The sequence below is a fragment of the Pseudomonas sp. NPDC089743 genome (assembly GCF_044748785.1).
GTDB lineage: Bacteria > Pseudomonadota > Gammaproteobacteria > Pseudomonadales > Pseudomonadaceae > Aquipseudomonas > Aquipseudomonas putida_X.
On record NZ_JBIVGS010000012.1, the window covers coordinates 21,574 to 44,610 of the forward strand.

A 23,037-nucleotide genomic window follows, 5' to 3' on the forward strand; every position below is an offset into this window, starting at 1 on the left:
GGCGCTATTTCTTGCCCAATCTACGCAGTTCATCCGACTCGACAACCCGAATCCCGTCCTCTTCTTCCAGCGCCAGGCGCCACAGCGCCCGCGCCAATGTGCAGGCTTCGATCCCCCGATACTTGCCCGGCATCAACCGCGCAAACGGCGACGCCAGGCGCTCTCCCAGGCGCGGGGCGATACGCTCGCCCAGCAACAGCGAGGGCCTGACAATCGTCAGTTGTGGCCAATCCTGCGCTTTGAGTGCCTCTTCCATCTCGCCTTTGACCCGGTTGTAGAAGATCGACGATTTGGGGTCGGCGCCGATCGCGCTGACCACCAGCAGGTGGCGCGCCCCCATCTCCCGGGCCCGCTTGCTGAAGGCCACCACCATGTCCAGGTCGACGGCGCGAAACGCCTGTTCGGAGCCGGCCTGCTTGAGGGTAGTCCCCAGGCAGCAGTAAGCGATGTCCACGCGCCCGGCCAACTGCGGTAAAAACACCGCAGGGTCGCCGACCGGGTTTTCCAGGTGTGGATGTTCGGCCAAGGGGCGGCGGGTGGGTGCCAGAACGCGGCTGATGGTGGGCTCGTTGAGCAGGCGGTCAAGCAGGTGTTCACCCGTCAGGCCCGTGGCTCCGGCAAGCAGGACATGCTGAGGCGTCAAGTACATGATGTCTCTCCTGTGTTACACACAAGTCTAGTGCGGGGTGGGCCTTTTTTCCTGCCCCTGCGAAGTCGCTTGTGCGGCATTGCGTAAGGCTTTTTCAGCTTGCTGCTGGCGCAGGCGTTGCCAATGTGCCAGTACGGTTGGCGGTGCCCAGATCTGTGGCTCGGAGGCTTCGAAACCTTCCCGCTTCTCCCGTTCGGCAACACTGCTGCGCGCCAGTTCAAACGCTTGTTCGAGGTCGTCGGTCTGGTTCAGCGCCTGGGCGAACAGAGCCTCGCCGAAATAGGTGAAATCAGCCTCTTCCGAGCAGCCGAATGACACCCTGTCGGCCCGAGCGGCCGTCATGATGATTGTCCGCTCATCTTTGAGCGGGGCGATGTAACCCCCGGAATAGCAGGCGGAGATGACGATTACCTTGTCGCGTTCCTTGAGCGGCGCCAGGGCGCTGGCCAGTTCGTCGGCGGACAGGTCGGCCAGCTGCAGGCGTGGCTGGTCGAAGACCAACTGGTGGTCCTGGCTGCCATGGCTGGTCAGGTAGATGAACACCAGGTCCTGCGGGCCGGTGCGCTCGGCCAGTGTGCGGGCGGCACGGGTAAGGTTCTCGCGGGTTGCCATGGGCCTTGAGGACATCTGGTCGCGGTGGTTGACCAGGGTGATCTGGCCATGGGCGCCGAACCGCACCTTCAACAGATTGCTGACGTAATCGGCCTCGCGCAGAAACACACTCTGTTGGCCGTCACCCGCGACCACCAGGCTATACAGCTCAATCGGCGGCGTGGAGCGCGGTACGCGGGCCAGCGCCTGCTCCAGCAGCTTGCCCTGATTGAGCAGCGCCAGTTCCAGCGGGTCGGGAAGCAATTTGCCGTTGTGGTCGCGAACACGCACACCATTGACCCAGTAACCGCTTTGCACCTTGCCACTGGCCAGGGTCAGTTTGCCCCGGCCCTGGTAGGCATCGTTTTCGAAGCCGCCGACATAGTGGCTGCCATCGGGCAGTTGCAGGCTGCCCTGGCCGGCCAGGCGCCAGTCGACGAAGCTGCCCTTGTAGTGACTGCCATCGCTGCCGAGCATTTCCCCTTCGCCAAGCAGCGAGCCGTCCTTGAACTCGCCAATCCACACATCGCCTTCGGCGTTTTCATAGCGGCCACGACCTTCCAGGCGATTGTCCTTGAACTCGCCGATATATTGCTCGCCATCGACGCTTTCGTAGGTGCCGCTGCCCTGCAACAGACCGTCGACGAAGCGGCCGCTGAACTGATTGCCGCTGGCATCGCTGCGTACGCCGGCACCGTTGGGCTTGCCTCTGGCGAACACGCCCTGATAACGGCTGCCATCGGCGAGTTCGAGTTCGCCCGCGCCATGGTACTGATCGTCCTTGAATTGGCCGCGGTAGGTCTGGTCGGCCTGCTTGAGCGTGCCTTCGCCGTCACGTCGGCCGTGGCTGAAGGTGCCGGCGTAATGGCTGCCGGGGGTGGTCAGATCGCCCATGCCCTGGAACAGGCCGGCAGCGAACTGGCCACGATAGATTTCGCCATTGCTGCCATGCCACTCGCCTTGACCATGCCACTGGCCATCCTTGAAGCCGCCGGCGTACCAGCTGCCGTTGGGGTAGTCGATGCGCCCTTCGCCTTGCAGCAGGCCGTCGACCACCTGGCCCCTGTAGCGGCCGCCGTCGGGCAGGCGCGCGTCCGGTGGCAACAGCGATTCGCCATCGCCACAGGCAGCGAGCATCAGGGTAAGGGTGAGAGGTAACAGAGCACGCATGGCCGAATCCGGGCAAAAGTTATGCCGAGTATGCCGCACAATGGGGCGGATGAGACAGCCATGGCAGGGGCCGCGTGGCGGCCCCGAAAACGATCAGACGAAGCAGAGCGAAAGCGGCTCGGCGATATAGGCCGGCTTGTCCTCACCTTCGATCTCCAGTGTCGCGGTGGCCTTGAGCAACCACTGCCCAGGTTTCTTCTCGATCACCTCACCCAGGTCCACCTTCAGGCGCACCTTGCTGTCGACTTTCACCGGCTGAATGAACCGCACGCTGTCGAGCCCATAGTTGACGACCATCTTCAGGCCTTCAGGCAGCACCAGAATGTCTTCCATCAGCTTCGGAATCAGCGACAAGGTCAGGAAACCGTGGGCAATGGTGCAGCCGAACGGTGTCTTGGCCGCTTTGTCAGGGTCGACATGGATGAACTGAAAATCGCCCGTGGCCTCGGCGAACAGGTTGATGCGTTGCTGGTCGATCTTCAGCCAGTCGGAACGTCCCAGTTCCTTTCCAACGTACTGCGAAAGCTCGGTAACCGGTACATAGGGCATCACGACTCTCCAGGTTGTCATTTGGTACGAGAGTGCAAGATCAGCACGGTGCGCAATGACAGTCAAGTTGCCAGCATCGTGGCGAATGCCTGCCCATAGGCTTGCGCGTGCTTATAATGGCCGGCATGCCCAAAGGAGATCCTTATGCTGCTGCGTGGTTTGACCTGGCTGGTGCTGTTCCAGCTGCTGGGTACGGCGCTCAATCATCTGTTGGTGCCGATACTGCCCGGGCCGATCATTGGTCTGTTGCTCTTGTTGTTGTTCCTCATGGCCCGCGGTGAGGTCGGCAAACCCTTGAACGAGGCAGCGAGCAGCCTGTTGCGCTACCTGCCGCTACTGTTGGTACCGCCAGCAGTCGGTGTGATGGTGTATGCCAAGGCTATCGCTGCAGACTTCTGGGCCATCGCCGGCGCTCTTCTGATCTCCTGCCTGGCCACCTTGGTGTTTGTTGGTGTATTGATGCAGAAACTCATGCATCGCCAGGGCAAGCGCGGGGAGCAGCCATGATCCTCGACTGGCAGGGCGCGCTCGATGCGGTTGTCCACCATCCGCTGTTTGGCATTGGTATCACGCTGGGGGCCTACCAGCTCGTGCTGGCCGCCTACGAGAAAACACGCTGGATTTTCCTGCAGCCGGTACTCGTGTCGATGGTCTTGGTGATCGGTGTATTGCTGGTCTGTGGTATCGACTACCGCGAGTACCGCAAGAGCACCGAGATCATGAACATCCTGCTGGGGCCGGCCACGGTGGCGTTGGCCGTGCCGCTCTACCTGAACCTGCGGCGTATCCGTCAGCTGTTCTGGCCGACATTTACTACGCTGGTAATCGGAGGCCTGTTCGCTACGCTCTGCTGCCTGTTGCTGGGCTGGTGGTTCGGCGCTGAACATATGATCCTGATGACCATGGCGCCGAAATCGGTGACCTCACCGATTGCCATGCTCGTGGCCGAGCAAATGGGTGGTGTGGCGGCGCTGGCGGCGGTGTTCGTGTTGATCACCGGAGTGATCGGGGCCATCTTCGGCCCGGCGTTGTTGAGCCGTTTTGGCGTGCATAGCCCCGAGGCGCGTGGCATGTCCCTGGGCGTGACCGCGCATGCCGTGGGTACCTCGGTGGCCTTGCAGGAAAGTGACGAGTGTGGCGCGTTTGCCGCACTGGCGATGAGCCTGATGGGGGTGGCCACGGCGGTGTTCCTGCCGTTGGCGGTCAGCCTGGTGGCTTGAGGAGTTGTGATGACGCTACCGCTGTTTCCCCTCAATACTGTGTTGTTTCCCGGTTGCCTGCTGGATCTGCAGATATTCGAAGCCCGCTACCTGGACATGATTGGCCGCTGCATGAAGCAGGGCACAGGCTTTGGTGTGGTGTGCATCGTCGAAGGCGAGCAGGTCGGCAAGGCGCCACCTGTGGTGGCATCGATCGGGTGCGAGGCGCTGATCCGTGATTTTGTTCAGCAGGACAATGGTCTGCTGGGTATTCGGGTCGAAGGTGTGCGGCGCTTCGAACTGAGCCAGACCGAAGTGCAGAAGGACCAGTTGCTGCTGGGCGAGGTGAATTGGCTGGCGGAGCAGGCGGACAGCCCGCTGACCGATCAGGACGATGACCTGCTGGCCCTGCTGGTGGCGTTGGGTGAGCACCCGATGGTCGAGGCACTGGACATGCCTCGTGATGTCGCGGGGCGCCAGGCACTGGCCAATCAGCTGGCTTATCTGCTGCCGTTCATGGAGGAGGACAAGCTGGACTTGCTGGCGATCGACTCGCCGTCGGAGCGGCTGGCGGAAATCCAGAGGCTGCTGGAGCGGATTCAGGGGGAGTTGTTTGCCTGATCGAGGCTGGTTGCTTTCATGGCCCTATCGCCGGCAAGCCGGCTCCCACCACGACCGCGCAGCTCTTCGGGCCTGCGCTTTACCTGTGGCAGCGACTGGCTTGCTCAACTTCCAAGAGCTGGCGCGATCCCGGTGGGAGCCGGCTTGCCGGCGATAGGGCCGTCCAGCCAATGTCAGTATTGATAACGCTCCAGGGCCAGCGGCAACGCGTGTAGGGCAAAAAAAGCCAACAGCGCGATACACGCCGGTAATACCAGCCACCACACCCGCTGTGGCAATGCATTGAGCGGCTGGCGATGTTGCACCAGCGTCAGGCTGAGCGCGCAGACGCAGCAGGCCAGCAAGGCCCCGGCCAGAATGTCGGTCGGCCAATGCGCTCCCAGGTACACGCGCGACAGGGCTATCGCCAGCGCCGGAATGCACCCCAGCATCACCCAGGTCAGGCGCAAGCGTGGCGGCTGGCCCCGCCCGGCCAGCACGGCCATTACCAGAAAGAACGCAAACGAGGCCGAGCTGTGCCCGCTGGGCATGCTGTAACTGGTCAAGGGGTCGGTCAGTACCTCCGGTCGCGCCCGCGCGAACAGCCATTTCAGCGAGCCATTGGCAATGGCCGTACCCATCAAGGCGCCCCCGGCGAACAGTGCGTGCCGCCACTGCCGGGCGAGCAGCAGCAGGCCGGTGAGCAGCCCGCCCAGGAAAAACTGGGTGCGGAAATCGCCCAAGCGGGTCACCAGCACCACGGTGCCGTCCACCGCTTGGCTGCGATGCTCCTGCACCAGGGTCATCACGCCCTGGTCGAACTCGTGAAAATACGGCCATCCCAGAAACACGCCGGCCAACGCCAAAAAGCTCAAGCCGGCGATCAGCCGCGTTCCGTGGCGCTGGTCGCGTACGCTGCTGTTCAGGCTCAGCCCGATCAGTACCGCCAGGGAGCCTGCGATGATGCCTGCATCCAGCCAGAACCCTTCCGGCAATGGCAGGCGCATGGCCGCCCCGGTGGCCCAGCCCGGCAACAGGTAGGCGACCGACCAGCCGGCACCGGCCAGCACGCTGACCGCGATGAAACGCGGCAACGGCATGTCGAACATGCCCGCGACCATCGGCAGCATCGGCCGCAGCGGGCCGATGAAACGGCCAACCAGCAAGCTGGCGATGCCGTAGCGCTGGAAGTAGGTTTCAGCGCTGCCGATCCATTCCGGGTGGTGGCGTAACAGGGGTAGGCGGCGGATGTTCTGGTGGAAGTACTTGCCGATCGTGTACGACAGGGCGTCACCGAGCAGGCCACCGAGGAACCCCAGCAGCAATGTTTCGCCCAGGCTGAAAGTCCCGCTGCCGGCCAATACTGCGACGGCAAACAGCAGTACCGTACCCGGCACGATGATGCCCGCGATGGCCAGGCATTCGATGCAGGCCACCAGGAAAATTGCCACGCCAAGCCACTGCGGGTTGGCGCTGAGCCAGCCGGTCAGGCTGTCGAGCCATTGGCCCATGGTTCAGCTTCCTTGTTCGAGAATGAAATAGTCTTGCCCTTCGACTTGGCCCCGGCGCAGCGGGTTCCGGGTGCAGAAGCGGGTGTATTCGGCGTCGATGAAACGGTACGGCAGGTGCTCATCGCGGCCATGGGGGATACCCAGGCGCGCGGCCTGGACCACTTTGGGTACGGCGATCGCACAATCCTCCACGTACAGGCGTTCAGGGTCGAAGCGCTGGCCATCCCACTGCGGCACCTTCAGGCCCAAGGCCCGGCACAGCAATGTCTGGCCGGCGCACAGGCGTTCGGCTGGGCGCAGCTTGCCGCTGGCGTCGGGGTTGTTCAACTGCATTTGCGCCAGGCTGTTGGCATCGGAAAGGGCGTCCACCCAGGGGTAGGCCGACTTGATGAGCACTGCATTGCCCGGGCCGTGTGCGCTGAAATTGAGCGAGTCGCCTCCGCGGGCGTAATACATGTAGATATGCCCGCCATCGAGAAACAGCGCCCGGCGTTTCTCTGTGTAGCCAAGCGAGGCATGGCTGCCCTTGTCCGACAGGTAATACGCCTCGGTTTCAATGATCCGAGCGGCCAGCCACAGGTCGCCGTGCCGATGGCGGATGACCTTGCCGAGCAGGGCTTTGGCCAAGACCTGGGCGTCCCGGTCGAAGAAGCTGTCGGGCAAGGCGCGGGCAGGGCAGGAGGGCGTGTCTGGCATGCTGGCGATTCGTGGTGGTGTGGGCGCGGATGATAGCAATGATTGGCTTAATCGAGGCTGAACCAAGACAGTTCGATAAGAGCGGTTACATCTTTCCTACAGATTCTTGTCTGCCATTTTCTACCATCCGCCACCCGCCGCTGGGCGTATACCTGCGCGGCAGTTATAATCAGCCGATTTCCCCTTCGCCAAGACACCGAACCCATGACTGAGTCCGTTCTTGACTACATGACCCGTTTGGGTCGCGCCGCTCGCCAGGCCTCCCGGGTGATCGCCCGCGCCAGCACTGCGCAGAAAAACCGCGCCCTGCAGGCTGCTGCCGATGCACTGGACGCTGCGCGTGCCGAGCTTGCCGCAGCCAACGAACAGGACCTGGCCGCCGGCCGTGCCAATGGTCTGGAGCCTGCCCTGCTCGACCGCCTGGCCCTGACCCCTGCGCGTATCGACGGCATGATCACCGGCCTGCGCCAGGTGGCCAGCCTGCCGGACCCGGTCGGCGCCATCCGCGACATGAGCTATCGCCCGTCGGGTATCCAGGTCGGCAAGATGCGCGTGCCACTGGGGGTGATCGGAATCATCTACGAGTCGCGCCCCAATGTGACCATCGACGCCGCCAGCCTGTGCCTGAAGTCTGGCAATGCCACCATCCTGCGCGGCGGATCCGAGGCCATTCACTCCAACCGCGCCATCGCCACCTGCATTCAGCGTGGCCTGGCAGAGGCCGGCCTGCCGGCCGCCGTGGTGCAGGTGGTCGAGACCACCGACCGTGAGGCGGTTGGCGCGCTGATCAGCATGCCTGAGTTCGTCGATGTCATCGTGCCCCGGGGTGGCCGCGGCCTGATTGAACGCATCAGCCGCGATGCCCGCGTGCCCGTGATCAAGCACCTGGACGGTATCTGCCACATCTACGTCGCCGAGCATGCCGACCTGGACAAGGGCTGGCGTGTCGCTTTCAACGCCAAGACGTACCGTTACGGTATTTGCGGTGCGATGGAAACCTTGCTGGTCGACCAGCGTGTGGCTGAAGGCTTCTTGCCGGAAATGGCCCGCCGCTTCCAGGAAAAAGGCGTCGAACTGCGCGGCTGCGCGCGTACCCGTGAGCTGATCGCGGCCAAGCCGGCCAGCGAAGACGATTGGCACACCGAGTACCTCGACGCCGTGTTGTCGATTCGGGTGGTCGACGGGCTGGAGCAGGCGATCGAGCACATCAACCACTATGGCTCGCACCACACAGATTCGATCATTACCGAACACCAGGGCCAAGCCCGCCAGTTCATGGCCGAGGTGGACTCGGCTTCGGTGATGCTCAACACCCCGACCTGCTTTGCCGACGGCTTCGAGTACGGTTTGGGCGCGGAAATCGGCATTTCCACCGACAAGCTGCATGCCCGCGGGCCGGTCGGCCTGGAAGGCCTGACGTGCGAGAAGTACGTAGTGATCGGCGATGGCCAGCTGCGCGGCCAGGAGTCCTGCTGAGTTGAGCAAGGCCCAGGCAGTCCGGCGCATCGGCATTCTTGGCGGTACTTTCGACCCCGTGCACATCGGCCACCTGCGCAGCGCGCTCGAGGTCGCCGAGTTCATGGGGCTGGAAGAGCTGCGCCTGTTGCCCAATGCCCGGCCGCCGCACCGCGACACCCCGCAAGTGGCCGCCGAAGACCGCCTGGCGATGGTGCGTGAGGCCGTGCAAGGTGTCGAGCGCCTGAGCGTCGATGCCCGTGAGCTTGAGCGCGACAAACCGTCCTATACCATCGACACGCTGGAGTCGGTCCGCGCCGAACTGGGCGCGGAGGACCAGCTGTTTCTGGTGCTGGGCTGGGATGCCTTCTGCGGCTTGCCTGGCTGGCACCGCTGGGAAGAGTTGCTGCAACACTGTCACATCCTGGTACTGCAACGCCCGGATGCTGACGTTGAACCCCCTGACGAGCTGCGCAACCTGTTGGCCGCGCGCTCGGAGAGCGATCCCACCGCCATGTCCGGCCCGGCGGGTAGTATTTCGTTCGTCTGGCAGACACCGCTTGCGGTGTCGGCTACACAGATCCGACAGCTGCTGGCCAGCGGCAGGTCGGTGAGGTTCCTGGTGCCGGACGCCGTACTGGCCTACATCGAGGCGCATGAACTGTATCGTGCGCCTAACTGACGGTGCCCTGTGGGCGCCTCATCCAACGAGTTGAACGAGTTTTATATGAGCAAGCAGAAAATCAACGGCGAAGAACTGGTCAAGCTGACCATCAGCGCGCTGGAAGACGTCAAGGCCCAGGATATCCAGGTCATCGACGTTCGCGACAAACACAGCCTGACCGACTACATGATCATTGCCACAGGTACCTCCAATCGCCAGATCAACGCGATGCTGGAAAAGGTCCGTGAAACGGTCAAGAAAGAAGGTGCACAGCCGCTGGGCGAAGAAGGCAAGGGCGACAGCGACTGGGTACTGCTGGACCTGAACGACGTCATCGTGCATATGATGACCGCCGCTGCCCGCCAGTTCTACGACCTGGAGCGCCTGTGGCTGGGTGCCGAGCAGAGCCGTGCCGCCGATGCCAAGCACCACAGCCCGGAAAACGCCAGCGACTACTTCACCGACAAGCTCAAAGACCGGGAATAAGGAAGCGTCGTGCGTCTGCGCCTGATCGCGGTCGGCTCGCGCATGCCCAAGTGGGTCGAGGAAGGCTGGCATGAATATGCCAAGCGCCTGCCCCAGGAGCTGTCGCTGGAGCTGGTGGAAATTCCGCTCAATACCCGAGGCAAGAATGCCGACGTCGCCCGCCTGATTCGTCAGGAGGGTGAGGCCATGCTGAGCAAGGTGCAGCCGGGGGAGCGCATCGTTACCCTCGAGGTTCACGGCAAGCCCTGGAGTACCGAGCAACTGGCTACCGAGCTGGACCGCTGGCGGCTGGACTCGCGTACGGTGAATTTGATGGTGGGCGGCCCGGAAGGGCTGGCGCCTGAGGTTTGTGCGCGCGCCGAGCAACGCTGGTCGCTGTCGCCGCTGACCTTGCCGCACCCGTTGGTAAGGATACTCATCGGCGAGCAGATCTACCGCGCCTGGACCGTGTTGTCCGGGCACCCTTACCACAAATGAGCCATTAAGCAGTCCGATGTCGCAGCCGATCCGCCTCAAGGACCACGAGAAAGACGCCCGCCTGGTGCGTAACCGCGTCGTGGTCGGCGCCGTGGCGGTCATGCTGCTTGTCTGCGTGTTGATCGCACGCCTGTACTACCTGCAGATCATCCAGTACGACTACCACTCGACGCTGTCGGAAAACAACCGGGTGCACGTGCAACCGATCCCGCCGACTCGCGGGCTGATTTTCGATCGCAACGGGGTGATCATCGCCGACAACAGGCCCAGCTTCAGCTTGTCGATGACCCGCGAACGTGCCGGCAATTGGCAGCAAGTGCTGGATACGATCGTCGAAGTGCTGGAGCTGACAGCCGACGATCGTGCGCTGTTCGAAAAGCGCATGAGGCAGGGGCGACGGCCCTTCGAGCCAGTGCCGATCCTGTTCGAGCTGAACGAAGAGCAGATCGCCCGCGTGGCGGTCAACCAGTTCCGCTTGCCAGGCGTCGAAGTGGTCGCCCAGTTGGTGCGGCATTATCCGCAAGGGGCGCATTTCGCCCATTCGGTAGGGTATGTCGGGCGGATCAACGAGAAAGAGCTCAAAAGCCTTGACCCGGTGAACTACAGCGGCACCCACCATATTGGCAAGACCGGCATCGAACGCTTTTACGAAGACGACCTGCATGGCCAGGTCGGTTACGAGGAAGTCGAGACCAACGCCCGCGGGCGGGTGCTGCGAGTGCTCAAGCGTACCGACCCGAAACCTGGCAAGGACATCGTCCTGAGCCTGGACATCAAGTTGCAGGAAGCTGCCGAAGCCGCCCTGGGTGGGCGCCGTGGTGCGGTGGTAGCGCTCGACCCGCGTAGCGGCGAAGTGCTGGCAATGGTCAGCCAGCCGAGCTTCGACCCGAACCTGTTCGTCACCGGCATCAGTTTCAAGGCCTACGCCGAGTTGCGCGACTCGATCGACCGGCCGCTGTTCAACCGCGTACTGCGCGGCCTGTACCCGCCTGGCTCGACCATCAAGCCGGCGGTTGCCATCGCCGGCCTGGACAGCGGTGTGGTCAATGCCGGCAGTCGGGTGTTCGACCCGGGCTACTACCAACTGCCCAACTACGACCACAAATACCGTAACTGGAACCGCAGTGGTGATGGCTGGGTCGACCTGGATACCGCAATCATGCGCTCCAATGACACCTATTTCTACGATCTTGCCCACAAGATGGGCATCGATCGGCTGTCTACCTACATGAACAAGTTCGGCATCGGGCAGAAGGTTGCCCTGGACATGTTCGAGGAGTCGGCCGGGTTGATGCCGTCGCGGGAATGGAAACGCGCCACCCGCCGCCAAGCGTGGTTCCCCGGTGAAACCCTGATTCTGGGTATCGGCCAGGGCTACATGCAGGCAACGCCGCTGCAACTGGCCCAGGCCACCGCGCTGATCGCCAACAAGGGCGTCTGGAACCGTCCGCACCTGGCCAAGACCATCGAAGGTCAGCCGCCCGTGGACCCGAACCCGATGGAAAACATCATCCTGCGTGACAAGTCCGACTGGGCCAAGGTCACCCACGGCATGGAGCAGGTGATGCACAACGCCCGCGGTACTGCGCGCAAGGCTGCGGCCGGTGCCCAGTACCGCATTGCCGGCAAGAGCGGTACCGCGCAGGTGGTCGCGATCAGGCAGGGCGAGAAATACGACCGCAACAAAATTCAGGAGCGCCACCGCGACCACGCGTTGTTCGTCGCCTTCGCCCCGGCCGACGATCCTAAGATCGTGGTTTCGGTGATGGTCGAGAACGGCGAGTCCGGCTCCGGTGTCGCCGCACCCGTGGTGCGGCAGATCATGGACGCCTGGCTGCTCGACGAGAACGGTCGGCTCAAGTCCGAGTTCGCTCCTGCCACTGTCGCCCAGGAAACGGCCCCGTGAAGAACAATTTCGACCGCATGCTCTCCAGCGAGGACGTAATGCGTCGACGCGCCAGCTTCCTGCAGCGCATCCACATCGACGGCCCCTTGCTGGTCATCCTGTTGATCCTCGCCGCGGGCAGCCTGTTCGTGCTCTATTCTGCCAGTGGCAAAAACTGGGACTTGCTGCTCAAACAGGCCACTTCATTCGGTATCGGGCTGGTGTCGATGTTCGTCATCGCCCAGCTTGAACCACGCTTCATGGCGCGCTGGGTGCCTCTTGCCTATCTCACGGGGGTGCTGCTGTTGGTCGTGGTGGACGTCATGGGCCATAACGCCATGGGCGCCACGCGCTGGATCAACATACCCGGGGTAATCCGCTTCCAGCCCTCGGAGTTCATGAAGATCATCATGCCCGCGACCATCGCCTGGTACCTGTCCAAACGCACCCTGCCGCCTCATCTGAAACACGTGGCCATCAGCCTGGTGCTGATTGGCGTACCGTTCATTCTCATCGTCCGCCAGCCCGACCTGGGTACGGCGTTGCTGATCCTTGCCTCCGGCGCCTTCGTGTTGTTCATGGGCGGCCTGCGCTGGCGCTGGATCCTGAGCGTGCTGGCGGCGACCGTGCCTGTGGCGGTGGCCATGTGGTTCTTCGTCATGCACGACTACCAGAAACAGCGCGTGCTGACGTTCCTCGACCCTGAAAGCGACCCGCTGGGCACCGGCTGGAACATCATCCAGTCCAAGGCCGCCATCGGCTCGGGTGGTGTGTTCGGCAAGGGGTGGCTGCTGGGCACCCAGTCGCACCTGGACTTCCTTCCAGAGAGCCATACCGACTTCATCATCGCCGTGCTCGGCGAAGAATTCGGGCTGATCGGCATCTGCCTGCTGCTGGTCGTCTACCTCTTGTTGATCGGCCGTGGCCTGATGATCACCGCTCAGGCGCAGACCCTGTTCGGCAAGCTGCTGGCAGGCAGCCTGACCATGACCTTCTTTGTCTATGTGTTCGTCAATATCGGGATGGTCAGCGGCCTTTTGCCCGTGGTGGGCGTGCCGCTGCCCTTTATCAGCTATGGCGGAACTTCGTTGGTGACGCTGCTGTCAGCGTTTGGCGTTTTGATGTCGATCCATACGCACCGTAAATGGATCGCACAGGTTTGAAAAAGGTGAAGAATTTGATGCAAGCAGTGCGTAACTGGGCTGCCCGTTTTGCGCCGTGGGTCGGCGCGGTGGGCCTGTTCGCCGCTGTCCAGCAGGCCCATGCCGGCGATTACGACGGCTCGCCTGAGGTGGCCGAATTCGTCGGCCAGATGAGCCGCGACTACGGCTTTGCCAGCGAGCAGTTGATGGGCGTGTTCCGCGAGGTGCAGCGCAAGCAATCGATCCTCGACGCCATATCGCGGCCGGCCGAGCGGGTGAAACCGTGGAAGGATTACCGGCCGATGTTCATCACCGACGCGCGCATCGCCCGCGGTGTGGACTTCTGGCGCCAGCATGAAGCGGTGCTGGCCCGGGCGGAGCAGGTGTACGGCGTGCCGGCGCAGTACATCGTCGCGATCATCGGCGTGGAAACCTTTTTTGGCCGCAACACTGGTAACTACCGTGTGATCGATGCCTTGTCGACCCTGGGCTTCGATTACCCGCCGCGCGCCGAGTTCTTCCGCAAGGAGTTGCGTGAATACCTGCTGCTGGCGCGCGAAGAGCAGCTCGACCCGCTGACTCTCAAAGGTTCGTACGCCGGTGCCATGGGCTTGCCGCAGTTCATGCCGAGCAGCTTTCGCAACTACGCGGTGGACTTCGATGGCGATGGCCACATCAATATCTGGAACAACCCCGACGATGCCATCGGCAGTGTCGCCAGCTATTTCAAAGAGCACGGCTGGGTGGCCGGGCAGGGCGTGGTCATCCGGGCCCAGGTCAGTGGCGCGCGTGCAGACGAAGGCCTGACCACGGGCATCGAGCCAGTGAAGACCGTCGCACAGTTGCAGGCGCTTGGCTGGTCGAGTCATGATGCGTTGCGCGGTGATCTGCCAGTGACCGCCTTCCGGCTGGAAGGCGCAAACGGGCCTGAATACTGGATGGGCCTGAAGAATTTCTACGCGATCACTCGCTACAACCGCAGCGTGATGTATGCCATGGCGGTGCATCAGCTTTCGGAACAGCTGGTCCAAGCACGGGGCGTCAAGTAATGCGCGCAATGAAATCTGCCAATACCTTCAAGTTGCTGGCCTGCATGGCCGTCGGCATGCTGCTGGTCAGTTGTTCCTCCAGCCGGCCGACCCCACAGAAAAGCGGCAATGTGGTTCGTGCGCAGCCCGGCCTGGATATCAACCGTGCTCACAAGGACGGTGCGCCGTGGTGGGATGTGGATGTGAACAAGATCCCGGACGCGACGCCGACCGTGCACACCGGCAATTACAAGGCTAACCCTTACACGGTGCTGGGCAAGACCTACTACCCGATGCAGGACTTCCGCAACTACCGGGCCGAAGGTACCGCCTCGTGGTACGGCACCAAGTTCCACGGGCAGAACACTGCCAACGGTGAGCTTTATGACCTGTATGGCATGAGCGCAGCCCACAAGACCCTGCCGCTGCCTGCCTACGTACGGGTGACCAACCTTGCCAACGGGCGCAGCGTGATCTTGCGGGTCAATGACCGTGGCCCGTTCTACTCCGACCGCATCATCGACCTGTCTTATGCCGCTGCCAAGAAGCTCGGCTATGCCGAGAACGGCACCGCGCACGTGCGGGTCGAAGGCATCGACCCCCAGAAATGGTGGGCCGAGCGTGGCCAGCAGCCGCCCTTGATGCTCAAAGAGCCTCAGGTAGCCCAGACTCAGGCGATTGCGGCCAGCACCGGGCGTGTCGAGCAATGGTCGCCGCCGGCGCAGCAACACGCGGCGCCGGTAGTGCCTGTGCAGGTGGGTGGCAACAATGTGCCGGCAGGCAACGGTGGCAGCTTCTTGCAGGTGGGCGCTTTCGCCAACCCGGATGCGGCCGAGCTGTTGCGTGCGAAGCTGAGCACCATGGTCAGCGCACCGGTGTTCATCAGCTCCATCGTGCGTAACCAGCAGACCCTGCACCGCGTGCGCCTTGGGCCGATCAGCAGCCAGGGCGAAATCCAACAGGCGCAGGACAGCATTCGCCTGGCGAACCTTGGCCAGGCCAAGCTGGTCACAGACTGACCGCGGGTGCGAGCTGCAAGCTTCGAGCTGCAAGCTTTAAGCTGCAAGCTTCAAGCTGCAAGCTGCAAGAAGAAGCCCGGTGCGCGTCGCCTTGGCTTACAGCTTACAGCTTGGAGCTTGGAGCTTGGAGCTTGCAGCTTGCAGCTTGCAGCTCGAGCTGTCTGTTTTGTCATGAATTGCCGCGCGCGGCCATGTACAATGTCGGCTTTTGCCCGCAGCGACACAAAGCCGCACTTCGTGGGCTCGGCCCCGAGCCGCAAAAACTAGACTGACTGGCGCTGGGCACACGACGTGGCCCAGGGAACATCTCAGACCATTAGCGATTTTCGAGAGACGGATGAACATCACCAACCTTGCCAAACGACTTTGCCTGCCCGTACTGCTGATGATCACGCCTGTTGCCATTGCGGCAGAGCAGATGATGCCGGCACCACCGCAACTGGCAGCCAAGTCCTATGTACTCATGGACGCGTCCAGCGGCAATGTGCTGGTCGAAAACAACGGCGACGAGCGCCTGCCGCCGGCCAGCCTGACCAAGCTGATGACCGCCTACATCGCCACCCTGGACATCCGCCGTGGCCAGATCGGCGAGAACGACCCGGTCACCGTCAGCGAGAACGCCTGGCGTACCGGTGGTTCGCGCATGTTCATCAAGGTCGGTAGCCAGGTCACCGTCAGTGACCTGCTGCATGGCATCATCATCCAGTCGGGCAACGACGCATCGGTCGCCTTGGCCGAGCACATCGCGGGCAGCGAAGATGCCTTCGCCGACATGATGAACAAGACTGGCGCCGAGTTGGGCATGTCCAACAGCCACTTCATGAACCCGACCGGCCTGCCGCACCCGGACCACTACTCCTCGGCCCACGACATGGCCATCCTGGCGCGCGCGATCATCAACGTCGACCCGGCTCACTACGCCATCTATTCGCAGAAAGAGTTCCTCTGGAACAACATCAAGCAGCCAAACCGCAACCTGCTGCTGTGGCGTGACAAGACGGTCGATGGCCTGAAGACTGGCCACACCGAAGAAGCCGGCTACTGCATGGTGGCTTCGGCTGTACGCGACGGTCAGCGTTTGATTGCGGTGGTGTTCGGCACCAACAGCGAGCAGTCCCGGGCTGCCGAAACCCAGAAGCTGCTGACTTACGGCTTCCGCTTCTTCGAAACCCAGACCTTCTATCAGAAAGGCACCGAACTGACCCAGGCCCCGGTCTGGAAAGGCGCCACCAGCATCGTCAAAGCCGGGCTGGCCGACGACCTGACTCTGACCATGCCTAAAGGCCAGATGAAGCGTCTGCAGGCTTCGATGACCATGAACCCACAACTCACTGCACCGATCGCCAAAGGTGACGTGATCGGCAAAGTGGAAGTCAAACTGGACGATAACGTGGTTCACAGCGCCGACCTGATCGCCCTCGATGGCGTCGAGGAAGGTGGTTTCATCCGTCGTATGTGGGATAGCATCCGTCTATTCTTCTACGGGTTGTTCAACTGATACGTGACCTGCACGCCCCTGCAATCCAGCGGGGGCGTTGTTGTTGCCACGGCTTACGAGGCCGTTTCCGCCATGAGCGAACCTGACGTCAAGTCGCACAAGATCGAATTCCCCTGCGCCGATTACCCGATCAAGGTCATCGGCGACACCGTTGTCGGCTTCAAGGACATGGTGATCGAGGTACTGAGCAAGCATGCCAAAGTCGACCTTGCCACGCTGGCCGAGCGCCAGAGCAAGGAAGGCAAGTACACCACGGTGCAGTTGCATATCGTTGCCGAGAGCGAAAATCAGCTGCACGATATAAACAGCGCCCTGCGTGCGACCGGCATCGTGAAAATGGTGCTCTGATGTCCCTTCGCCTCGGTTTTCGCGAGCTTGGCCTGCAGCCCTATGAACCGGTGCTGCAAGCCATGCGTCGCTTCACCGAGCAGCGTAGCCCAGACAGCCAGGACGAAGTCTGGCTGGTAGAGCACCCCGCTGTTTTCACCCAGGGCCAGGCCGGCAAGGCCGAGCACCTGCTGGTACCGGGCGATATTCCGGTGGTGCAGACCGATCGAGGGGGCCAGGTGACCTACCATGGCCCCGGGCAATTGGTTGCCTACCTGCTGCTTGATGTGCGCCGCCTGGGCTTTGGTGTACGCGAACTGGTCAGCCGTATAGAGCAGACGCTGATCGAGCTGCTTGCCAGTTACGGTGTCAACGCGGCGGCAAAGCCCGATGCGCCGGGTGTCTATGTCGACGGAGCGAAAATCGCCTCCCTCGGCCTGCGAATCCGCAATGGCCGTTCTTTTCACGGCCTTGCTCTGAACGTGGACATGGACCTTGCGCCATTCCGCCGAATCAACCCCTGCGGGTATGCGGGGCTGGCCATGACCCAGCTGCGTGACCTGGCAGGCCCGATCGAACTCGACGAGGTCAGGACAAGGCTGCGCGGACAGCTGGTCAAGCACCTCGACTATGCTGAGCAGACGACCCTGACGGGCGGAATCGACTGAATATGACAACTGTGCAAGAAGCCGTGCCGAACCTGATACCCACCCAGGATGCCACCCCGCGCCCCGCGCCGAAGAAGGTGGAAGCTGGGGTCAAGCTGCGTGGTGCCGACAAGGTGGCGCGCATCCCGGTGAAGATCATCCCTACCGATGAGCTGCCGAAGAAACCCGATTGGATCCGCGTGCGCATCCCGGTTTCCCCTGAGGTAGACCGCATCAAGCAACTGCTGCGCAAGCACAAGCTGCACAGCGTCTGCGAAGAGGCCTCCTGCCCGAACCTGGGTGAGTGCTTCTCCGGTGGTACTGCCACCTTCATGATCATGGGCGACATCTGCACCCGGCGCTGCCCGTTCTGCGATGTTGGCCATGGCCGGCCGAAACCGCTGGACCTCGACGAGCCGAAAAACCTGGCTGTTGCCATCGCCGACCTGCGCCTGAAGTACGTTGTGATCACCTCGGTGGACCGCGATGACCTGCGTGACGGTGGTGCTCAGCATTTCGCCGACTGCATCCGCGAGATCCGCGCGCTGTCGCCGGGCGTACAGCTGGAAACCCTGGTGCCGGATTACCGTGGCCGGATGGATGTGGCGCTGGAGATCACCGCGCAAGAGCCGCCTGATGTGTTCAACCACAACCTTGAAACCGTTCCGCGCCTGTACAAGGCCGCACGCCCTGGTTCGGACTACGACTGGTCGCTGGACCTGCTGCAGAAGTTCAAGCAGATGGTGCCGCACGTACCGACCAAGTCGGGGCTGATGCTCGGCCTGGGCGAGACGGACGAAGAAGTGATCGAAGTGATGCACCGCATGCGTGAGCATGACATCGACATGCTCACCCTCGGCCAGTACCTGCAGCCGTCGCGCAGCCACCTGCCAGTGCAGCGTTTCGTGCACCCAGACACCTTTGCCTGGTTTGCCGAGGAAGGCTACAAGATGGGCTTCAAGAACGTTGCATCGGGCCCGTTGGTGCGTTCGTCCTACCATGCCGACCAGCAGGCTCACGAAGCCAAGATCAAGCTCTGATCCTGGTTTGAGCCGTACATGCCGATGCACGCTGAAAGGCGGCATCGGCATTTTTGTTTTTGTGCCCAGCGCTGCAAGGAGTTGCGATGAATTGCGCCGAAACGTCTGAACACCGCCTGCCCGCCGCACTGCCGGGCAACGCCTGCTTTGCCATTGTCGCTCCGGCCGGGCCGGCAAGGCTGGATGCGCAAAAGGCTGGCCAGTGGTTTGCCGAGCGCGGCTATCGCTGCCGTATCTACCCTGGAGTTTCGCAGGCCGAGGGCTATCTGGCGGGCTCCGATCAGCAGCGGTTACAGGATCTGCACGATGCCTTCGCTGACCCCAACATCGACGCGGTCCTGTGCATGCGCGGTGGCTACGGCAGCATGCGCCTGCTCGATCAGCTCGACTTCGATCTGATCCGGCGCAACCCCAAGCCGCTGATCGGCTACAGCGATATCACCGCGCTGCACACAGCTATCTACCGCCATAGCGGCTTGATCAGCTTTCATGGGGCGATGCTCAACGCTGACCTGCTCGGCGCGAAGCTGGCGCCGACCGAGTCGTCGCTGATCGCGCAACTGAGTGGCGCGTTAGGGGAGGGCGACGCCATCGTGCACCCGGCCGAATTTGCCTTGAGTTGCGTGGTACCTGGCGTTGCCCGTGGGCGTCTGCTGGGCGGCAACCTGTCGATTCTGGGCGCGACCCTGGGAACGCTGGCGCAGATCGATACGAACGGCTGCATCCTGTTCATCGAGGATGTCAACGAGCCACTTTACCGGGTGGACCGGCTGCTGACCCAATTGCGCCTGGCAGGCAAGCTGGATGGGGTCAAAGGGGTGCTGGTAGGGGATTTCGCCGGGATCACCGTGGCGGCGCTGACGCCCCTGTTGCAAGATATTTTCCGGCCATTGGGCGTGCCGGTGCTGGCAGGGTGGCGCAGCGGGCATTGTGATCCGAATGTGTGCTTACCGCTGGGGGCAGAGGTGGTGCTGGACAGCGAGGCGCAGCGCCTGGTATTGGCGCAGGACCTGTTCAAAGCGTGAGGTTGCAGGGGCGCAAAGCGCCCCCTGGTTTATCAGCGTTGACGCAGGCTATCGAGCAACTTATGCGTCGGGTACCCATCCGCTGGCCAGCCAAAACCCTGCTGCGCATTGCGAATGGCCTTGCGGGTATTGGCGCCGATGATGCCATCGGGGTTGCCCGCATCATGCCCGTTGGCGTTCAGCAGGTTCTGCAATTCCATGCGCTCGCTACGGCTCAGCGGCAGATCATCCTTCGGCCAGCTGCCAGCGATGAAGCCCCAGCCCGAGAAGCGATCGCCCAGCAAGCTCACGGCCAACGCATAGGACGATGAGTTGTTGTACTTGAGAATGGCGCGGAAGTTATCCAGCACCAGGAAGGCCGGGCCACGGGCGCCGGCCGGCAGCAGCAGGGCCGCGGAAAGGTCGTTGCTGCCCATCGGCAGTTTTGTGCCCGCCGGCAGTTTCACACCCAATTGCAACCACTCACTGACGGGTTTGCGCAACGCGCCATCGGCTAACCAGAAGTCGAAGCCTGCCGGTACCTGAACCTCGAAGCCCCATGGCTGACCGCGCTTCCAGCCGGAGCTCTGCAGGTAATGGGCAGTCGATGCCAAGGCATCCGGGGTGCTGTTCCAGATATCGCGGCGGCCGTCACCGTCGAAGTCCACTGCATGGGTGTTGTAGGTGGTGGGGATGAACTGGGTCTGGCCCATGGCGCCGGCCCAGGAGCCACGCATGGCCTCCGGCTGGATGTCGCCGTGCTGGATGATTTGCAGCGCGGCAATCAGCTGATCCTGGGCAAATTGCGGGCGGCGGCCTTCATACGCCAGGGTAGCCAGCGAGCGGATGACCGACTTGCTGCCCTGGAACTGGCCAAAGTTGCTCTCCATGCCCCAGACCGAGACCAGGACCTGACGGTCTACGCCATAGCGCTGTTCGAGGCTGGCCAGTAGTTCGGCATTCTGCTCAAGCAGTTTCTTGCCATTGCGTACTCGCAGTGGCGACAGCGCACCTTCCAGGTATTCCCACACTGGGCGGGTGAATTCGGGCTGGCTGCGGTCTGCCTTGATCACATCCATGTCAGGCGTCACGCCAAGAAACGCACGATCGAAGGTGCTTGCCGAGATGCCCGCCTGCAGGGCTTGCTGGCGGAAGCCGGCCTGCCACTGGGCAAATGTTTGCAGCGGCTGAATTTCGGTGCTGACGTCGGGCGTGGCGCTGGGCAAAGTCACTACCGGCGCAGGCTGGGCGGGGGCCAGCGGCAGGGCGTCGGCGGCGGTGGGTTTTTCCGCGCAGGCGACGAGCAGGATCAAGCTGGAGGCCGCGAGCAGTTGGCGGGATTTCCGGCGGGGGGTAAGACTGAAGGGCATGCACAGATCCAGAATTTCAGGTCAGGTGTCGACCATATCATGCCTGCGCTTTCGATGCTTTCATGCGGCCAAAAAGTAAGAAGCCTCCCAATCTTTCGACTGGAAGGCTTCGCGGCGGTAGCTGCCTTTGCCCTTGTCTGGTCGTTCCTGGCGGCAGCGGAACAAGGGTTGGGCAACGATGGATTTGGCCTTGTTGTGGCCTTGTTTCTTCGGCTTTTTGCTCATGGCGGGGTTCCCGGGCCGGTTGGGTTTCGGGCGGACTCTAGGCCTGTGCAGCAGCCGGGGCCAATTGATTGTGTCAATGGTTTGAGATTCGGGCCTGCAAAGCAGCCCCAACCCTGGCGTCACTCAGGCGGTAGAGCCAATCGCTGCCCGGCCATGAGCAATGACAAGCGTGACAGCCCGGTCCAGGGTGAACCCTCGGCTTGGCCCTTGATCTGCGCATCGATGCGCTGGGCATCTTGCAGCAGCTGCGCCCAGCGCTGCGCCGACAGGCGCTGCAGGGCTTTGCTGACCAGCGGCCGGCGTTTGTCCCACACAGGTGGGCGGGCTTGGCTGAAGGCCTTGTCCAAGGGCACGCCTTGGCTGAACTGCTGCGAAAGCCCTACCAGCAGACGCAGTTCGCGCGCCAGCGCCCAGAGAATCACGGGTGGCTCTACCCCTTCACCGCGCAGGCCTTCGAGCATCCGCAGGGCATGCACAGCGTCGCCATTGAGAATGGCATCGACCAGGCCGAACACGTCGAAACGCGCGCTGTCGGCAACGGCTGCCTGCACCGTCTCGACGGTGACCTGGTTGCCGTCGGCGAGCAATTTGAGCTTTTCGATTTCTTGAGCGGCAGCCAGCAGGTTGCCCTCGACACGTGCCGCGATAAGGTCGACCGCATCACGCTGGGCCGAAAGACCGGCCTGTGCCAAACGCTGGTTGATCCATTGCGGCAACTGCTGGGCATCCACCGGCCAGATCTGGATGAACTGGCAATGGTTGCCCTCGATCAGGGCCTTGCCCCACTTGGTCTTCTGCGCACTGCCATCGAGTTTGGGCAGGCTGACCAGCAGCAGCGTGTCCTCGGCAGGGTTGGCGCAGTATTCCATCAACGCCGCAGCGCCTTTGTCACCAGGCTTGCCCGAGGGCAGGCGCAGCTCCAGCAGCCGGCGTTGGGCGAACAGGGACAGGCTGGCACCGGCCTGAAGCAAGGTGCCCCAGTCGAAACTGGCGTCGGCGCTGAACACCTGGCGCTCGTCAAAACCCTGCTGACGCGCGGCATTGCGTATGGCGTCGGCAGCTTCCTGACACAGCAGCGGATCATCGCCACTGACGACATAGACCGGGGCCAGTGCGCCTTGCAGGTGCTTGTTGAGTTGGGCGGGGGCGAGTTTCATCGGAAACAGGCGGGGCACCGGGGTGCCCCGCACGGGCTTAGTTGCCCGGAATTTCCAGAGGCGATTGCTGCGGCGTTTCTGCCTGCTGGCTGCGCGCGGCCTCCAGCGCAGCAGCTTCGGCCTTGGCGCGTTCGTCGGCATCGCGCTGCAACTGGTCCAGCTGAGCCGGTGTCAGCATTTGCAGGCGCACGACCATGGCGTTGACCAGCTCGCGGCGCATTTCTTCGCGGGCAATGGTGGCTTCCTGGTCGGAGCCGGTGATGTTGCCGCCGTCGCGCACATAGATTTTGCGCACTTCCAGCTTGTCGCTCATCAGTTCCAGGTTGTTCAGGCCCAGGATGCTGTAGCTGAGCACGGTGGTCAGTTCGTACTCGGCAGATTGATTGCTGCTGGCGTAGGACGCTGCGCGCTGGCTCTGCTGTTCGTTGGTCAGTACCAGGCGATACGGCGCGCCGGTGTGCAGGTTGACGCCGCTGCGCTCCAGAACGTCGCGCAGTTGAGTCACGGTCGGGCCGTAGGCATCACGTGCGCTGACGTCCATTTCCTTGACGCTGAGCTCGGAGGTGCCGGTGCCGCGCAGCTGGAAACCGCAGGCGCTGAGCATGATGGCCAGGCCCAATACCAGCAGATTGCGTTTGATCATGTTGT

General features: G+C 62.6%; 25 protein-coding genes. 16 read left to right on the forward strand and 9 right to left on the reverse strand.

Features of this window, described 5'->3' with window-relative positions; genetic code table 11:
• Positions 1–4: 4 nt before the first annotated feature.
• The 3 genes from ACIPZC_RS19275 to ACIPZC_RS19285 all read right to left on the reverse strand — a co-directional run bounded on the left by ACIPZC_RS19275 (position 5) and on the right by ACIPZC_RS19285 (position 2,959).
• The gene (locus tag ACIPZC_RS19275; RefSeq protein WP_012312540.1) at positions 5–649 is read right to left on the reverse strand and encodes an oxidoreductase; all 645 of its coding nucleotides are present in this window, start codon (positions 647–649) and stop codon (positions 5–7) included.
• 27 nt (positions 650–676) lie between these two features.
• A complete protein-coding gene (locus ACIPZC_RS19280) occupies positions 677–2,410 on the reverse strand; it encodes a C13 family peptidase (RefSeq protein ID WP_241803959.1) in 1,734 nt (577 codons plus the stop codon).
• A 93-nt stretch (positions 2,411–2,503) separates the two neighbouring features.
• Entirely contained in the window at positions 2,504–2,959 is a 456-nt protein-coding gene (locus ACIPZC_RS19285) for a MaoC family dehydratase (RefSeq protein ID WP_241803958.1), read from the reverse strand.
• A 144-nt stretch (positions 2,960–3,103) separates the two neighbouring features.
• Here ACIPZC_RS19285 and ACIPZC_RS19290 point away from each other — a divergent pair, with 144 nt between their 5' ends.
• From ACIPZC_RS19290 to ACIPZC_RS19300, 3 genes are read left to right on the forward strand one after another with little or no spacing between them, the layout of a single operon-like run.
• Positions 3,104–3,466, forward strand: coding sequence for a CidA/LrgA family protein (locus ACIPZC_RS19290; RefSeq protein ID WP_241803957.1), 363 nt, complete (start codon positions 3,104–3,106; stop codon positions 3,464–3,466).
• Positions 3,463–4,179, forward strand: coding sequence for an LrgB family protein (locus ACIPZC_RS19295; RefSeq protein WP_400628839.1), 717 nt, complete (start codon positions 3,463–3,465; stop codon positions 4,177–4,179). Before ACIPZC_RS19290 ends, ACIPZC_RS19295 begins: the two co-directional genes overlap by 4 nt.
• A gap of 9 nt (positions 4,180–4,188) precedes the next feature.
• Positions 4,189–4,779 (forward strand): LON peptidase substrate-binding domain-containing protein, encoded by a 591-nt coding sequence (locus ACIPZC_RS19300; RefSeq protein WP_241803955.1) that lies wholly within the window; start codon positions 4,189–4,191, stop codon positions 4,777–4,779.
• A 173-nt stretch (positions 4,780–4,952) separates the two neighbouring features.
• Here the strand turns inward: ACIPZC_RS19300 and ACIPZC_RS19305 are convergent, their stop codons facing one another.
• On the reverse strand, positions 4,953–6,269 hold the full coding sequence (locus ACIPZC_RS19305) for a bifunctional DedA family/phosphatase PAP2 family protein (protein WP_241803954.1): 1,317 nt from the start codon (positions 6,267–6,269) through the stop codon (positions 4,953–4,955).
• 3 nt (positions 6,270–6,272) lie between these two features.
• Positions 6,273–6,965 (reverse strand): DNA-3-methyladenine glycosylase, encoded by a 693-nt coding sequence (locus ACIPZC_RS19310; protein WP_400628842.1) that lies wholly within the window; start codon positions 6,963–6,965, stop codon positions 6,273–6,275.
• Between the two features lie 204 nt (positions 6,966–7,169).
• On the opposite strand from ACIPZC_RS19310, the gene ACIPZC_RS19315 reads away from it, so the two are divergent.
• The 13 genes from ACIPZC_RS19315 to ACIPZC_RS19375 all read left to right on the forward strand — a co-directional run bounded on the left by ACIPZC_RS19315 (position 7,170) and on the right by ACIPZC_RS19375 (position 19,658).
• The gene (locus ACIPZC_RS19315) at positions 7,170–8,441 is read left to right on the forward strand and encodes a glutamate-5-semialdehyde dehydrogenase (RefSeq protein ID WP_400628844.1); all 1,272 of its coding nucleotides are present in this window, start codon (positions 7,170–7,172) and stop codon (positions 8,439–8,441) included.
• Positions 8,410–9,102, forward strand: a complete 693-nt coding sequence (gene nadD / locus ACIPZC_RS19320; RefSeq protein ID WP_400628846.1) for a nicotinate-nucleotide adenylyltransferase — start codon at positions 8,410–8,412, stop codon at positions 9,100–9,102. The genes ACIPZC_RS19315 and nadD overlap by 32 nt, the downstream gene beginning before the upstream one ends.
• Before the next feature lie 45 nt (positions 9,103–9,147).
• Positions 9,148–9,570, forward strand: coding sequence for a ribosome silencing factor (gene rsfS / locus ACIPZC_RS19325; protein WP_241803950.1), 423 nt, complete (start codon positions 9,148–9,150; stop codon positions 9,568–9,570).
• 9 nt (positions 9,571–9,579) lie between these two features.
• Positions 9,580–10,047: a 23S rRNA (pseudouridine(1915)-N(3))-methyltransferase RlmH gene (gene rlmH, locus ACIPZC_RS19330; RefSeq protein WP_008090421.1), complete on the forward strand. Its 468-nt coding sequence runs from the start codon at positions 9,580–9,582 to the stop codon at positions 10,045–10,047.
• A 16-nt stretch (positions 10,048–10,063) separates the two neighbouring features.
• Entirely contained in the window at positions 10,064–11,953 is a 1,890-nt protein-coding gene (gene mrdA, locus ACIPZC_RS19335) for a penicillin-binding protein 2 (protein ID WP_400628849.1), read from the forward strand.
• Between the two features lie 38 nt (positions 11,954–11,991).
• Positions 11,992–13,095 carry a rod shape-determining protein RodA gene (gene rodA / locus ACIPZC_RS19340; protein WP_400628956.1) on the forward strand — a complete coding sequence of 368 codons (1,104 nt, stop codon included), beginning with the start codon at positions 11,992–11,994 and terminating at the stop codon, positions 13,093–13,095.
• A 17-nt stretch (positions 13,096–13,112) separates the two neighbouring features.
• Positions 13,113–14,123, forward strand: a complete 1,011-nt coding sequence (mltB, locus tag ACIPZC_RS19345) for a lytic murein transglycosylase B (RefSeq protein WP_400628851.1) — start codon at positions 13,113–13,115, stop codon at positions 14,121–14,123.
• Complete coding sequence (locus ACIPZC_RS19350) at positions 14,123–15,121, forward strand: septal ring lytic transglycosylase RlpA family protein (protein ID WP_241803947.1); 999 nt, start codon at positions 14,123–14,125, stop codon at positions 15,119–15,121. Before mltB ends, ACIPZC_RS19350 begins: the two co-directional genes overlap by 1 nt.
• Before the next feature lie 337 nt (positions 15,122–15,458).
• Positions 15,459–16,619 carry a D-alanyl-D-alanine carboxypeptidase family protein gene (locus ACIPZC_RS19355; protein ID WP_400628853.1) on the forward strand — a complete coding sequence of 387 codons (1,161 nt, stop codon included), beginning with the start codon at positions 15,459–15,461 and terminating at the stop codon, positions 16,617–16,619.
• Between the two features lie 72 nt (positions 16,620–16,691).
• A complete protein-coding gene (locus ACIPZC_RS19360; RefSeq protein ID WP_012312556.1) occupies positions 16,692–16,967 on the forward strand; it encodes a DUF493 domain-containing protein in 276 nt (91 codons plus the stop codon).
• Positions 16,967–17,614, forward strand: a complete 648-nt coding sequence (lipB, locus tag ACIPZC_RS19365) for a lipoyl(octanoyl) transferase LipB (RefSeq protein ID WP_241803944.1) — start codon at positions 16,967–16,969, stop codon at positions 17,612–17,614. The genes ACIPZC_RS19360 and lipB overlap by 1 nt, the downstream gene beginning before the upstream one ends.
• A 2-nt stretch (positions 17,615–17,616) precedes the next feature.
• Positions 17,617–18,633, forward strand: a complete 1,017-nt coding sequence (gene lipA, locus ACIPZC_RS19370; RefSeq protein WP_027592615.1) for a lipoyl synthase — start codon at positions 17,617–17,619, stop codon at positions 18,631–18,633.
• Positions 18,634–18,719: 86 nt separating this feature from the next.
• On the forward strand, positions 18,720–19,658 hold the full coding sequence (locus ACIPZC_RS19375) for an LD-carboxypeptidase (RefSeq protein WP_400628856.1): 939 nt from the start codon (positions 18,720–18,722) through the stop codon (positions 19,656–19,658).
• 32 nt (positions 19,659–19,690) lie between these two features.
• On the opposite strand, the gene ACIPZC_RS19380 is transcribed toward ACIPZC_RS19375, so the two are convergent.
• From ACIPZC_RS19380 to lptE, 4 genes are all read right to left on the reverse strand, one after another.
• Positions 19,691–21,007, reverse strand: coding sequence for a lytic murein transglycosylase (locus tag ACIPZC_RS19380; RefSeq protein WP_241803942.1), 1,317 nt, complete (start codon positions 21,005–21,007; stop codon positions 19,691–19,693).
• 60 nt (positions 21,008–21,067) lie between these two features.
• A complete protein-coding gene (gene arfA, locus ACIPZC_RS19385; RefSeq protein WP_241803941.1) occupies positions 21,068–21,232 on the reverse strand; it encodes an alternative ribosome rescue factor ArfA in 165 nt (54 codons plus the stop codon).
• A 119-nt stretch (positions 21,233–21,351) separates the two neighbouring features.
• Positions 21,352–22,389, reverse strand: coding sequence for a DNA polymerase III subunit delta (gene holA, locus ACIPZC_RS19390; RefSeq protein WP_400628859.1), 1,038 nt, complete (start codon positions 22,387–22,389; stop codon positions 21,352–21,354).
• A gap of 37 nt (positions 22,390–22,426) precedes the next feature.
• Positions 22,427–23,032 carry an LPS assembly lipoprotein LptE gene (lptE, locus tag ACIPZC_RS19395; RefSeq protein WP_241803939.1) on the reverse strand — a complete coding sequence of 202 codons (606 nt, stop codon included), beginning with the start codon at positions 23,030–23,032 and terminating at the stop codon, positions 22,427–22,429.
• Positions 23,033–23,037: the final 5 nt, after the last annotated feature.